The sequence below is a fragment of the Bacillus cereus group sp. BfR-BA-01330 genome (assembly GCF_022663885.1).
Taxonomy (GTDB): Bacteria; Bacillota; Bacilli; order Bacillales; family Bacillaceae_G; genus Bacillus_A; species Bacillus_A cereus.
In genome coordinates this window covers 163,280-177,191 of record NZ_JAKUGK010000001.1, presented here as the reverse complement: position 1 = coordinate 177,191, position 13,912 = coordinate 163,280, and the positions used below count along the sequence as shown (strand labels likewise).

The following is a 13,912-nucleotide window of genomic DNA, read 5'->3' as shown; positions in this document are numbered from 1 at the left end:
TATATTTAAATGATTATTGAATTAACATAACTTGCTTATCTTGTTTTTTCATACTACGTGTAAATGCTGTTACACCTGTTCTAGCAATTTCTTTTAAACCGTATGGACGAAGTAATTCAATTAACGCTTCTACTTTATCTTGCGTACCTGTTACTTGCACAACTATGGAATCCTTCCCAACATCTATTACAGCGGCTCGAAATGGTTCAATTAAACTATATAATTCTGCCCTCGCTACAGAAGTTGCTACTTTAATAAGAGCAAGCTCTCTAGCAATCATTGCTTCTTCTGTAATATCTGATACTTTCAGAACATCGATTTGCTTATGAAGTTGTTTAATTAACTGCTCAACTTGCTGTTCACTTTCAACGTGTACAACAATCGTCATTCGCGATATATCTGATGATTCTGTATGACCTACTGAAATACTTTCAATATTAAAATGTCTTCGTGTCATAACCCCTGTAATTCGGTTTAACACACCACTTTGATTTCGAACTGTCGCTGTAACAATTCTCTTCACCCTTTTTCCACTCCCTCCATTTGGTGAACACCTTTTCCTGGTGCAACCATCGGCATAACCTTCTCTGATTGAAGTACACGACAATCGATTACGACTGGCTCTTGTAATTCGATCGCATGCTGGATTTGCTTCTTTGCAAGAAGTGGATCGTCAATACGAACACCTTTTATACCATACGCATTCGCAAGAGCGACGAAATCTGGTTGGCATGGCAATAAAGAATGTGAATATCTTTGATTGTAAAATTCATCTTGCCATTGTCTTACCATTCCTAAAGCTTCATTATTTAAAATAAATACTTTAACGGGTAAAGCGTGTTCTTTTAATACACTTAATTCTTGCAGAGTCATTTGAAACCCAGCATCACCAACAATTGCAATAACTAGTTCATCTCTCTTTGCAATTTGCGCACCGATTGCTGCTGGAAATCCGAACCCCATCGTTCCTAATCCGCCAGAAGTTACCCATTTATCTGGATTTTTCAACGGATAGTATTGTGCTGCCCACATTTGATGTTGCCCAACGTCTGTTGTTACAATCGCTTCTCCTTTCGTGATTTCATATAGCATATCAATCGCGTATTGAGGTTTAATACTTTCAGAATTTCGTTTATAAGAGAATGGATACTTTTCTTTTCTACTCTTTAATAAAGAGAGCCATTCATGATGATTTTCTTTCTTTCCTTCTGATTGAAGCAATACTTCTAACGCCCGCTTAGCACTTGCAACAATAGGAATCTCTGTTGGCACATTTTTCCCGATTTCTGCTGGATCAATATCGATATGTGCAACAGTCGCCCCTTTAGCAAAAAAAGCTAAATTCCCAGTAAGACGATCGTCAAATCTCGCACCTATATTAATGAGTAAGTCGCATTCATATAACGCCATATTGGCTGTGTAAGAACCGTGCATTCCCCCCATCCCTAGAAATAGCCCATCATCTGGCGGAAAACCACCAAGTCCAAGTAACGTATGCACAACAGGGATTTCATATTTACGGGCAAAACTTGTCAATTCTTTCGAAGCTTTCGCATGCAGTATACCTGCTCCAGCTAAAATTAACGGTTTTTTTGCGGTTTCAATTGCTTGTAGTAATTTGTTTATTTGAAGTAGATTCGGTTCATAATTAGGGTTATATCCTGGTAAATCCATTTGTACATTGCTACATCGCTCACCTTTCTCGACTACCATATCTTTCGGAAGGTCAATAACGACTGGTCCTGGTCTTCCTGTTTTAGCAATATGAAATGCTTCTTTAATAATTCGAGGTAAATCTGAGGCCTTTCGCACTTGATAGTTATGTTTTGTCACTGGCATCGTAAGTCCCATAATATCCGCCTCTTGAAAAGCATCGCTCCCAATTAACGTTGTTGCTACTTGGCCTGTAAATACTACAAGTGGCAATGAATCAATCATCGCATCCGCTAGACCCGTAATTACATTTGTAGCACCTGGTCCACTCGTTGCAATTACAACCCCTGGGTTCCCTGTAATTCTGGCATACCCTTCAGCAGCGTGAATTGCCCCTTGCTCATGCCTTGTTAAAATATGCGGAATTTCACAATCATACAGTGCATCATAGAGAGGTAAAACGGCACCACCCGGATAACCGAAAATCACTTTTACGCCTTCCTTTTCTAGCGCTTCTAACAATAGCTGTGCACCAGTTGCCAGTTTCTCTTCCGTTTTTGAAGACATTGTTCTTATAAGCCCCCTTTTTCAAACTTTTATACAATAAAAAAATCCTACGTCCACACTCCAGCTATGTGCTGAAGGGACGAAAGATTTCGCGGTACCACCCTTCTTTGCAAGAATACTCTTGCCTCAGTGATCCATAAATGGATCTAGCTAATAACGGAGCTACCGTCTAAGCCTAGACAAATGCTTTAGCTTAGCACTCAAGGGCGATGTTCGTCGACGTGAACCATCGGTTTTCAGCAACCACCGACTCTCTGTGAGGCTTCACAATCAACTACTCCTCCCTATCAACGCTTTCTTATGTTAAAAAAGTTGTTATCCAACTTTATTTTCTTCGTAAATTTTCTCTCCATCTTCTACAACTAACTTACGAAACTCTTCTAATAAACGGTTCGTATGTGGACCTGTTTGCCCTAAGCCAATCGTTCTACCATCTACTGTCGTAACAGCAATAACTTCAGCAGCTGTTCCTGTTAAAAACACTTCATCAGCTACATATACATCATGTCTTGTAAATAACTCTTCTCTTACATCATATCCAAGTTTTTCGCCGATTTCTAAAATGGCGTTTCGTGTAATACCTTCTAACGCTCCAGCAGAACTTGGTGGTGTAATTAATTTATTTCCTTTAACAATAAACACGTTATCTCCTGAGCCTTCAGCTACATATCCTTGATCATTTAACATAAGTGCTTCTTGTACTCCAGCTAATTTCGCTTCAATACGAACTAAAATATTGTTTAAGTAATTTAAAGATTTTACTTGAGGGGATAAAACATCGGGACGATTTCGGCGCGTTGCAACTGTTACAACTGGAATCCCTTTCTCATAATATTCTTGTGGGAATAAAGATAATTGTTCTGCAATTACTACTACATTCGGCTTCTTACATGAATCGGGATCCAATCCAAGATTTCCTGCTCCTCTTGATACAACAAGGCGAATGTATCCATTAGATAATTTATTTTGTCGAATCGTCTCAACAACAATATTTGTTACTTCATCTAATGAATATGGAATTTCTAAAAGGATTGATTTTGCTGATTCATACAACCGGACAAGGTGCTCTCTCAAACGGAAAACATTACCGCTATAAACTCTAATTCCTTCAAACACTCCATCGCCATATAAATAGCCATGATCATATACTGAAACTTTTGCCTCATCTTTTGGAACAAATTCTCCATTTAAGAAAATCCATTGCTCATTCACTAGAAGCGCCTCCTATGTTCTATGAATTTTTTATTGTTTCCTAGTTTACTCTCCTTTCTAAATAAATCAAGTGAATTTTTAGAAAATTTATAATTTTTAATCGTACGTACTTCTTTACTTATATTGATTTAACAACATTGTTAACGTTTACAAAAAGTCAAAAAATTTTTTTCGCCAATTTCCACTAAAAAAATATTTGTTTAAAAGAAGGATTTTCATCAATTGATGCGAATCTATTGTATTCAATAAACGGACGTCCGATTTTATAAATCCGGGAATATATAACGACTTTTGCTGAAAAAGGGGGAAAATAACAAAAATAGCGCTGTCTAAAAATAACATTCATATTTTTCATTTCGTAATCATAATCCTATTTTTAAAAAACAATTTGTCAAAATGAAGGAGGAAATAAATATGGCGTGTGTACAAATTAAAGGAACGAGACAAGAGGTAGTAGAAATGCTGCAATTATTTGATTTAATGGATACGAAAGGTTTTTGTAAATTCGATAATTACGTAGAGGTAGAACCAAATACGCAAGAACATAATCATTTTATTGCTTCAATCGACATCCATTCAAATACTTCTTCTGCCCAAGATACATTAAACGATCAATTCGTTAGTCAAATGCTTACTGGCGTATATAACGACTAAACAAAGATTTACTTCCTACCATCTTTTCATAAATGCAGTGAACTTGAGCATACTAGCAATTAGATGGTAGGAGGTGAGAATTATGGCTAGAATTGGCGTTGAAAACTCATTAACAGACGTTCAACAAGCTCTTCAGCAACAAGGTCATGAAGTTGTTACACTTAACTCAGAACAGGATGCACAAGGGTGTGATTGTTGCGTTGTAACTGGGCAAGATTCTAATGTGATGGGCATTGCAGATACATCAATTAAAGGATCAGTCATTACAGCTCACGGTTTAACAACGGATGAAATTTGTCAACAAGTTGAAAGTCGCACTTGAAAAATGAAAGAGGACTCCTTTTAAAAGGAGTCCTCTTTTTTATATTCACCTAACGGGAAAGTAACATATACTGGATGAAAGCCCTACCTCTCTCTCATCATTACGGTTCCACTGACCGCTCCTTGATTCACTAGTATACATATATAGCTTACAAATACAATTTATAGGGTTTGTTCACAAAAGTTGTTGATAAAATTACCCGATCTTTCGCAAACTTTTCGTATTGCATTCATAAGAGATATTTACTTTACACTAGCTGTAACCGAGACACGAATTAAAATTCTAACACCAATACAATAACTTGTCAATATTTTTCCGCAAATTAAAAACAGACATTAACGGTTTGTCTGTTTTAGAATGGAGCTTTTTCTTTTATTACATATACAACAAAGCCGCTTACTAACATAAATAAGCCAACTACTAAGTTTTTGATATTAATCATAAATTCCTCTCCCTTATTCCACACATCATATATATTTACATTTCAATTATTCCGATCATCCTAAAGCGCACTTTTTCTAATATATCATAATTCCTAAAAAATGCAAGTTCACTTTTGACGACCATTCACAAATTTATCTACAGTGCTTGGTACAGTATTTAAAGCCTTTTCAATTAAATGTGTACTGCTGTTGAGATGTAATACTTGCACTCCATTAGAACCAACTACTAAAAAAGCTACTGGACTAATGGAAACCCCAGCCCCGCTTCCTCCTCCAAATGGATGCCCTTGTTTGTTCTCTTTATGCTGATTTTGCCCACCGTTATGTTTTTCAGTAATGAAATCCCCTTTAAAATCACTTCCACCAGCTCCAAAACCAAAAGCCACTTGAGATACTGTTAATACTACATTTCCGTCAGCTGTTGAAACCGGGCTCCCAACAATTGTATTTACATCTACCATTTCTTTTAAATTTGTCATTGCCGTTTTCATTAAATTTTCAATTGGATGTTCCATTATGTATTGCACCCTTTCCTCATTATTCCTTTTTATATTTTCCAAAATAGAGGAAGTCATACTAACTTTTCCTATTTCAAGAAAACATTTTCCTCCTTTTAAAAGATACTACTCCCTGTACATGCTCCGGTATAGTGAAACTTTAATCAGTGGGATGTGTACGTAGCTCGACTCTCACAAATAGCGGGATAAAAAAGAAAAAGAGATACATACTACTATTGAACCTTGTTATGAAAGGAGTCATGAATTTGACTGAGAAATTTGATGATTATAAAAGAAAAGATAGAATAGATAGTGATTATAGTGACTATAAAGAAGAGTACGCCGCTGAGGTTGCACCACAACGCATTGATTATGATTACGATGATAAAGACGATAAAGATGTTGTAAAATCGTCCGCTGCTGGATCAACTGCTGGTTTTATTGCTCTTGCGCTATCTATCTTATCGCTATTTACATTTCCAACACTATTTGGTCTTGTTTCTGTTTTACTCGGTATTTACGCTTATAATCGCGGAGCTACTGTAACTGGCGGTATCGCTGCAGTTGTCGGTGGAATTGCTGCACTTATCGCAATTTTATTCCGAGTAGCACTTATTGGTCTATTGTTCTCCCTGTTCTAAAAAAGAAAAAGGTATCTCGCTTAACGCGGGATACCTTATCCTGTAAACACATCTTCCGATGGATATTTTATTTTTTGTTTTGCTGGTCGCGCTAAAGAGAACACAAGTGTTAATGGTCCAATTAATCCGCAGAACATAACAAACATAATAATACATTTTCCGAATGCCGATAGCTTTGCAGTAATTCCCATCGTTAATCCGACTGTGCCAAACGCTGATATTGTCTCAAATAATAATTGAATAAAGCTGAAGTTTTCTGTAAGCATTAATATGAATACCGCTGCTAAAATAAGTATTTGACTGGCAACAGCAATCGCTAAGGCCCTCGTTACTGTCGACATTTTAATTGTACGCTGAAATAAAACAATTTCCTCCTTTTTTCTAAAGAAAGAAAGGACAGATGTAATTAAGATAACAAACGTCGTTAATTTAATTCCTCCACCTGTCGATACACTTCCTGCACCAATAAACATTAAAATCATCGTAAATAATATAGATGATTCTTCCATACCTCCATAGTCAACCGTATTAAATCCAGCTGTCCGCGGAGTAATACCTTGAAAGAAGGAAGCCCATAGTTTTTCATTTAAAGATAAATTCCCTAACGTCTTCACATTATTATATTCCAATACAAAAATTACAATCATTGCTATAACATTTAGCACTACTGTTCCAATAATCATTATTTTTGAGTGAAGTGATAATTTTCGAAAACTGCGGCTATACCATATATCAATTAATACGGTAAAACCGAGTCCCCCAATTACAATTAAAGAGCAAATCCCAATATTAATAATAGGATCCCCTACATATCTTGTTAAATTATCTGGCCATAAAGCAAATCCTGCATTATTATAAGATGCAATTACATGAAAAATACTATAGTATAAACCTTTTCCAAAACCAAACTCTGGAATAAAGCGAAACGATAAAAAGATGACCCCAATAAGTTCAATACAAATCGAAAATATAAAGACACGCTTTACTAATTTTACAAGACCACCTATATTTGTTTGATTAAATGCTTCTCCAATTAATAAACGATGGCGTAATCCGATTTTTTTACCTAGTACCCAAACAATTAAAATGGCAATTGTCATAAGACCTAGACCACCTGTTTGAATTAAAAACATAATAACAATTTCGCCAAACATCGTAAATGTACTTGCTGTATCCACTACTCCCAAACCAGTTACGGTCGCTGCTGACGTTGCTGTAAAGAAAGCATCTACCCAACTAATATGTACTTTCGTTGCGAATGGTAATTTTAATAACAAACCGCCAACCACAATTAAGCAGAAAAAGCCTAATGCTAATATTTGTGGTGGGTTTAATCGTATAAGACGATTATACAGCCCTTGTTTTTTTGTTACGTCCATATCACTAACTCCCTTATTAAAGTGAAGCTTTCCCCTCATATAATAAAAAGCTTTTTAAAACCCCTTAAATAATTGGGACAAACCTTATATTCTCATAATATAGTTGAGCATAATCCTTTTTTTCATAGATTACAACTTTTATTTATATTCAGATTCCTTTTCGTTTTATGCTGGAAAACTCTATATCCTAACTCAATATTGCTAGCAATAACAATTTCATATGTACTATTTTTCAAATCCCCATATCTTTCACTCTATGTTCACATAGAGGTCACATCCACCTTTTATAGTATATGTATCGAAGCTGTTCCTCCCTAATTTATAAGACATTCCCCAGTGTCTTTGAATAGCTTCCATCCCTAATTAAATTGACATAAATTGTCCCCTTCCTTGACCATCTTATATATGATGGTCTTATTTTTTTGTCTTTCTATCTTTTATTTAAAACTCCCTCTCTCTTTCACTCTATGTTCACACAGAGGTCACATCTACCTTTTATAGTATATGTATCGAAGTTGTTCCTCCCTAATTTATAAGACATTCCCCAGTGTCTTTGAACAGCTTCCATCCCTAATTAAATTGACATAAATTGTCCCCTTCCTTGACCATCTTATATATGATGGTCTTATTTTTTGTCTTTCTATCTTTTATTTAAAACTCCCCCTCTCTTTCACCCTATGTTCACATGAGAGTCACACCTACCTTTTATAGTATATGTATCGAAGTTGTTCCTCCCTAATTTATAAGACATTCCCCAGTGTCTTAAAGCAACTTCCATCCCTAATTAAATTGACATAAATTGTCCCCTTCCCTTGACCATCCTATGTGATGGTCTATTTTATTTTCCAAACACAAAATCAGTCTATCTACACTTAAACAAAAACTAAAAATTCAGAAAATATTGTCAAATTAGGTATTTTTTCGGTATAATTACTTTAGAAAGAAATTTCGCAAAAACAAAAGGGGGGATTTTATTGAAACAAACAAAAGCAATCTTAATCGCATTATTTCTAGGTCTAGTTGTTGGACTCACTCTAAATTTAGCTGCTCCATCTATCTTTGAGCCACTAAATCAATTTGTGTTCAACCCAATTGGTCAATTGTTTATTCGACTTATTAAAATGCTAGTTGTTCCTGTTGTGTTCATTTCTATCGTACTTGGTGCTGCCGGCCTTGGAGATCCGAAACAACTTGGAAGAATCGGTTTAAAATCAATTTCATTCTTTCTCGTAACAACTGCGGTTGCCATCTCTATAGCGGTTACATTTGCACTTATTATAAAACCAGGAGCTGGCGGTAATTTTAAAACAGAAGGTCTTAAGTATGAAGGTGCAAAAACTGAAACATCTTTCGTCGACACATTGCTAAATATCGTACCAGATAACCCAGCAAAAGCGATGGCTGACGGAAACATGTTACAAATCATTGCCTTTGCCGTATTGATTGGACTCGGTATAGCTATTTTAGGAAAACGAGTTCAAGGTATCCATTCATTACTTGAACAGGGCAACGAATTAATGATGTATCTTGTTAATCTCGTTATGAAATTAGCCCCAATTGGAACATTCGGTTTGCTCGCTTCATCCGTTGGTAAAATGGGGCTTGCAGGCGTCGCTGCGATGTTCAAGTATATGATTGTCGTTATGTTAGTACTCATTATTCACGGGGTCTTTGTATATGGCGGCTTATTAAAGGTATTAGCAAAAGAAAGTATTGTTCGTTTCTTTAAACATTTCGGACCAGTAATGGCAATTGGATTTAGTACATCTAGCTCTAATGCATCGCTTCCATTTGCAATGAAAACAGCACAAGATAAGCTTGGCGTTCCAAAAGCGATAAGCTCATTTGTACAACCACTAGGGGCAACTATTAATATGGATGGTACTGCCATTATGCAAGGGGTAGCCACTGTATTTATCGCTCAAGTATACGGAGTTGAACTTACATTACCGCAATTAGCTATGGTCGTATTAACTGCTGTACTAGCTAGTATCGGTACTGCTGGTGTACCTGGTGTTGGACTTGTAATGCTTACAATGGTTTTAAATCAAGTAAATCTACCAGTAGAAGGTATCGCTTTAATTATCGGTATTGACCGTATTTTAGATATGTCTAGAACAGCTGTAAACATTTCTGGTGATGCAATTTGCGCAATGATTGTCGCAAAATCAGAAGAAAAATATAATACGGATCAATCGGCAGCATCTTAAATCAAAAAAGGAGTGATGAATTTCACTCCTTTTTTGATTTACTCCCTTTTTTAGAACGATATTCTTTCCCTTTATTATCATTACCAGTTTCAAATTCAGTGCTAAATTCCTGATTAAACTGGCCGGACTTTGGTGATCCTTGATTACCGCTCCCTTTACTACCGTTACGATTCGTCATATTTCTCCCTCCCTTCCTTGTATTAGTAGTATGGCGCTCTATCTTTTTTCATACACATTTTATTTTTTAACATCTATTACACATGAAAGAAGACCTCCCATATATAAGGAAGATCTTCTATTTCATCACGTAAGCGTTTTCTTGTTTATAATCACTTAAATAAGTTTTTTGGAAATTGAAATCATTACATTCATTTCATCTTCTGAAAGTGTAGAGAATCTTTCTTGTAAATATTGTTTTTTCGCATCTTCCATTTTCGCAACTAAATCTTTCCCTTGTTCTGTAATCTCTAAATACACAACTCGGCGATCTGATGTAGAACGTGAACGAGTTACAAAACCTTTATTAATTAATTTTTCTGTAACAGCTGTAATATGACTATTCGACACATTTAATTCATTTGCTACACGCGATACCATTTCTTTATTCGTACGATTTAATATTCTCAGGACGATGAATTCATTCCACGGTATGTAACCACCGAATATTTTTCCGATATCATTACGCAATGTGCGAAACATAGCAAACACATTTGTCGATAGTTCTTCCATTAATTGCTCTCGATTTTGAGACAACTTTGACAGCTCCTTTTATTTCATTTAGTTAAATAAAAACCTTATTAATAATTTTACATGAAATCTTACTTTTTGTCACCTTATTTTCCCATAATTCGTAGTTTTTTAATATGTATTTCATGATAAAATGAAGTTAACTTCCAGAAAAAGGGGGTATCTTAATGCATGAGGAGGAGAAATTCTCAAATCTCAGCCTAAAAGATAAAACGATTATCATTAGTATTATTGCTCTTTTTCTCATTATAATTTTTGCATTTATATTTTTTATATATGTAGGAATCTTTCAAATTACAGGTATAGAGTATAGTTCACGTATTGCGTTACTTCTCTTTTTTTTATTAATCACTTTCTTAGACAGTATTACATTTTTCATCTTCAGTTTCTTCAAAGCGCTGCTATATCCACTGACACAAAACATGCCAAATTGGATTTCTATTACTCTTTTCTCATTCATTGAAATTACACTAGATTGGTTCGTCATTCATACTGCTGATGATTGGATAGAAAGCGTACAAATGTCCAACATAGCTGAATTATGTGTCGTACTATTCTTTTTCCTCTTAAATAAGTTATTAAGTGACGAGAAAGAGTAAGAATACAAGCTTTTCTATATAAAAATTGGTACAATGAAAGCAAATCTTACTAAAGAGGTGTTAATTATGAACTTACAACAATGGGCTGATAAAGGTATGTCCTTTGATACATATGTGAATGAAATGCAAGTAAACCAATACGAGCTACTACACATTTACAATAACTTTTTAATTCCAAATGAATTACTTCCTGTATTAGAAGAACGTCAAAATGACGGCTGGCGTGTTATCGTATTAACTGCTGATTGGTGTGGCGATGCTCTTTTATGCGTACCTGTTATGAAACGAATTTCTGAAGTTGCAAATATTGAAATGAGTTTATTAATTCGCGACGAAAACTTAGAATTAATGGATCAATATTTAACAAATGGAACAGCACGTGCGATTCCAATCTTTATTTTCATTGATAAAGATGGAAATGAACAAGCCGTCTTTGGACCACGCGCTCCAAAAGTACAAGAATTAGTAACTTCAATGCGCGCTACATTACCCGAAAAAGAAGATCCAACATTCGAAGAAAAACAAAAAGAAATGTATGCTAATTTCCGTGCTACATTAGCTGATGATACTTCTCTTTGGGAGCATGTAATGGAAAATATGGTGGAAAAAATAGTAAAATAAAAAACCTGCCGAGCTCGGCAGGTTTTTTTATTACATAATGAAGAAATAGAATACCGCAGCTAAAATGAAACGATAATAAGCGAACGGTGTTAGTTTCACACGAGATAATAATTTCAAGAATGAAACAATTGCAAGCATCGCAACAACGAATGCAGTTACAAATCCTGTTACAAATAGCGTTATATCTGCTGAGCTTAATACATCCCAGCTTTTAATTAAATCTAAGCCACTTGCAGCTACCATCATCGGTACCGCTAAAATGAACGTATATTCAGCTGCCGCTGTATGCGACACGCGAGCTAATAAACCACCACTGATTGTAGAACCAGAACGAGAAAATCCTGGCCAAAGAGCTAAACATTGGAACATTCCAATTGTAAATGCCTGTTTATATGTGATTTCATCTAACGTTCTTGCTGTACTTGGTTTCGAAAACTTCTCAGCAACAATCATTAAAATACCACCGGCTACTAAGCTAATAACAACTGGTCCTGGACCAAATAAAACCTCTTTAATAGTGCTATGGAATAACACGCCAAGTATCCCAGCAGGAATCATCCCGATAATAATATGTAATAAATTTAACGATGGTCCGTCTGTTACTTTACCTATTCCAACTAACGACCATAGACGCTTCCAAAATATAACAACAACTGCTAAAATCGATCCCAATTGGATAACAACTTCAAAAACTTTCGCTCTCTCATCGTCAAATCCAATTAAATGTCCTGTTAAAATCATATGTCCTGTTGATGATACTGGTAGAAACTCTGTTAACCCTTCAACAGCACCCATGATTAAACCAATTAACCAATCAGCCACAAGTAGTGCCTCCTTAATAACAAATAATATGTAATTTTTTCACACCTTATCATAATACCTTATCCCTTTTCAAAGTGCATCCTTTTTTTATTGGCTTCATATGTTATAGGCGCGTATTTCTTTTCTAATCTTTGATTAAATTGTATGATAGTAAGAGTTTGTTTTTTTATACGGAAAGGGGATTTTATGAAAGAAACTACTTCATTCTCACAAAAGTTAAAGCAATTTGTATTACTATTTTTTCCGATTTTCGTAACACAAATGTCATTATTTGCGATGAGTTTTTTTGATACAACGATGTCAGGACATGCAAGTCCAACTGATTTAGCAGGTGTTGCAATTGGAACAAGTATATGGATTCCAGTTAGTACGGGGTTAACAGGAATTTTAATGGCTACTACTCCCATTGTTGCACAGCTCGTTGGATCCAAGAAAAAAGAGGACGTTCCCCACGTTGTCATACAAGCAGTTTATTTAGCAATTTTTGCTAGCTTCGTTGTTATCCTCATCGGTTTTTTCGTCGTTTCACCTATTTTAAATGGCATGCGCTTAGAAGAACCTGTGGAACGTATTGCAGCGCAATTTTTAAGTATTATCGCAATAGGAATTATACCTTTATTCACTTACACTGTTTTACGTGGATTTATTGATGCATTAGGAAAAACTCGAACAACGATGATTATTACATTATTATCATTACCAATTAACGTAATATTAAATTACCTATTAATTTTTGGTAACTTCGGTTTCCCAAAGCTTGGTGGTGTCGGAGCAGCAATTGCTTCCACTGCAACATATTGGTGCATTTTAATTATTACAGTCATTATTATTCAGACGAAAGAGCCTTTTGCCTCTTTCAACATTTTCAAACAATTATACCGACCTTCTCTTTCGAGTTGGAAAGCATTCTTAAAACTTGGTGTCCCTATCGGATTTGCTATCTTTTTTGAAACGAGTATTTTCGCTGCGGTAACGCTCATGATGAGTAATTTTAGTACGACAACTATTGCAGCTCACCAAGCAGCTATGAACTTTGCTTCCTTGTTATATATGACTCCGCTAAGTTTAGCAATGGCAATGACTATTGCGGTCGGATTCGAAGTTGGAGCAAAACGTTACGATAATGCAAAACAATACGGATTGATTGGAATTGGATTAGCCCTTGCCTTTGCTTTATTATATTCGATTCTTCTCTACTTCTTTGATGATCAAATTGCTTCTATTTATACGACAGATGCAAAAGTTCATCATTTAGCAAAAGAATTTCTTATCTTTGCAATTTTATTTCAAATTTCAGATGCAATTGCAACCCCTGTACAAGGAGCTTTGCGTGGTTATAAAGATGTAAATGTTGCTCTAATTATGACTTTAATTGCTTATTGGATAATAGGTCTACCACTAGGTTACATATTAGCGACGTATACAGAATGGGCCGCGAAAGGCTATTGGATCGGTCTTATTATCGGTCTAGCATTTGGCGCTGCCTTCCTACTTATCCGTCTCTTTCAAGTACAACGAAAATATACAACACAAAACAGTCGCTAA

Annotated in this window: 16 protein-coding genes and 1 other annotated feature; of the genes, 7 read left to right on the top strand and 9 right to left on the bottom strand. The window is 35.5% G+C overall.

What is annotated here, in order from left to right; genetic code table 11:
- Nucleotides 1-13: 13 nt before the first annotated feature.
- From ilvN to ilvE, 3 genes are all read right to left on the bottom strand, one after another.
- Complete coding sequence (gene ilvN / locus MR112_RS00975) at nt 14-523, bottom strand: acetolactate synthase small subunit (RefSeq protein WP_000822952.1); 510 nt, start codon at nt 521-523, stop codon at nt 14-16.
- Nucleotides 520-2,220 (bottom strand): acetolactate synthase large subunit, encoded by a 1,701-nt coding sequence (gene ilvB, locus MR112_RS00970; protein WP_000095868.1) that lies wholly within the window; start codon nt 2,218-2,220, stop codon nt 520-522. Before ilvB ends, ilvN begins: the two co-directional genes overlap by 4 nt.
- Nucleotides 2,221-2,292: 72 nt before the next feature.
- Nucleotides 2,293-2,520: a binding site (T-box leader), on the bottom strand.
- A 15-nt stretch (nt 2,521-2,535) separates the two neighbouring features.
- The gene (gene ilvE / locus MR112_RS00965) at nt 2,536-3,432 is read right to left on the bottom strand and encodes a branched-chain-amino-acid transaminase (protein WP_001005486.1); all 897 of its coding nucleotides are present in this window, start codon (nt 3,430-3,432) and stop codon (nt 2,536-2,538) included.
- A 414-nt stretch (nt 3,433-3,846) separates the two neighbouring features.
- On the opposite strand from ilvE, the gene MR112_RS00960 reads away from it, so the two are divergent.
- Both MR112_RS00960 and MR112_RS00955 read left to right on the top strand, forming a co-directional pair.
- Nucleotides 3,847-4,086: a DUF3911 family protein gene (locus MR112_RS00960; RefSeq protein WP_000752514.1), complete on the top strand. Its 240-nt coding sequence runs from the start codon at nt 3,847-3,849 to the stop codon at nt 4,084-4,086.
- 82 nt (nt 4,087-4,168) lie between these two features.
- Nucleotides 4,169-4,408: a YkuS family protein gene (locus tag MR112_RS00955; RefSeq protein WP_000101022.1), complete on the top strand. Its 240-nt coding sequence runs from the start codon at nt 4,169-4,171 to the stop codon at nt 4,406-4,408.
- Between the two features lie 352 nt (nt 4,409-4,760).
- Here MR112_RS00955 and MR112_RS00950 read toward each other — a convergent pair whose 3' ends face one another.
- Together MR112_RS00950 and ytfJ are read right to left on the bottom strand one after the other, a co-directional pair.
- Nucleotides 4,761-4,850, bottom strand: a complete 90-nt coding sequence (locus MR112_RS00950; protein ID WP_000608227.1) for a hypothetical protein — start codon at nt 4,848-4,850, stop codon at nt 4,761-4,763.
- A gap of 108 nt (nt 4,851-4,958) precedes the next feature.
- Nucleotides 4,959-5,426 (bottom strand): GerW family sporulation protein, encoded by a 468-nt coding sequence (gene ytfJ, locus MR112_RS00945; protein WP_000204234.1) that lies wholly within the window; start codon nt 5,424-5,426, stop codon nt 4,959-4,961.
- Between the two features lie 188 nt (nt 5,427-5,614).
- Here ytfJ and MR112_RS00940 point away from each other — a divergent pair, with 188 nt between their 5' ends.
- On the top strand, nt 5,615-5,989 hold the full coding sequence (locus tag MR112_RS00940) for a hypothetical protein (protein ID WP_000136541.1): 375 nt from the start codon (nt 5,615-5,617) through the stop codon (nt 5,987-5,989).
- Nucleotides 5,990-6,024: 35 nt separating this feature from the next.
- On the opposite strand, the gene MR112_RS00935 is transcribed toward MR112_RS00940, so the two are convergent.
- Nucleotides 6,025-7,368 (bottom strand): TrkH family potassium uptake protein, encoded by a 1,344-nt coding sequence (locus MR112_RS00935; RefSeq protein WP_000383526.1) that lies wholly within the window; start codon nt 7,366-7,368, stop codon nt 6,025-6,027.
- Between the two features lie 974 nt (nt 7,369-8,342).
- On the opposite strand from MR112_RS00935, the gene MR112_RS00930 reads away from it, so the two are divergent.
- Entirely contained in the window at nt 8,343-9,578 is a 1,236-nt protein-coding gene (locus MR112_RS00930) for a dicarboxylate/amino acid:cation symporter (protein ID WP_000814802.1), read from the top strand.
- A 22-nt stretch (nt 9,579-9,600) separates the two neighbouring features.
- Here MR112_RS00930 and MR112_RS00925 read toward each other — a convergent pair whose 3' ends face one another.
- A complete protein-coding gene (locus MR112_RS00925; protein WP_000184928.1) occupies nt 9,601-9,756 on the bottom strand; it encodes a hypothetical protein in 156 nt (51 codons plus the stop codon).
- Between the two features lie 155 nt (nt 9,757-9,911).
- Nucleotides 9,912-10,331, bottom strand: coding sequence for a MarR family winged helix-turn-helix transcriptional regulator (locus MR112_RS00920; RefSeq protein WP_000081434.1), 420 nt, complete (start codon nt 10,329-10,331; stop codon nt 9,912-9,914).
- 161 nt (nt 10,332-10,492) lie between these two features.
- Between MR112_RS00920 and MR112_RS00915 the strand changes: the two genes are divergently transcribed.
- Nucleotides 10,493-10,924 (top strand): YrvL family regulatory protein, encoded by a 432-nt coding sequence (locus tag MR112_RS00915; RefSeq protein WP_098772044.1) that lies wholly within the window; start codon nt 10,493-10,495, stop codon nt 10,922-10,924.
- A gap of 33 nt (nt 10,925-10,957) precedes the next feature.
- Nucleotides 10,958-11,545 carry a thioredoxin family protein gene (locus MR112_RS00910; RefSeq protein WP_002040836.1) on the top strand — a complete coding sequence of 196 codons (588 nt, stop codon included), beginning with the start codon at nt 10,958-10,960 and terminating at the stop codon, nt 11,543-11,545.
- A 30-nt stretch (nt 11,546-11,575) separates the two neighbouring features.
- Here MR112_RS00910 and uppP read toward each other — a convergent pair whose 3' ends face one another.
- On the bottom strand, nt 11,576-12,367 hold the full coding sequence (gene uppP, locus MR112_RS00905; protein ID WP_000796253.1) for a bacitracin resistance undecaprenyl-diphosphatase: 792 nt from the start codon (nt 12,365-12,367) through the stop codon (nt 11,576-11,578).
- A gap of 186 nt (nt 12,368-12,553) precedes the next feature.
- Between uppP and MR112_RS00900 the strand changes: the two genes are divergently transcribed.
- On the top strand, nt 12,554-13,912 hold the full coding sequence (locus MR112_RS00900; RefSeq protein ID WP_242244724.1) for an MATE family efflux transporter: 1,359 nt from the start codon (nt 12,554-12,556) through the stop codon (nt 13,910-13,912).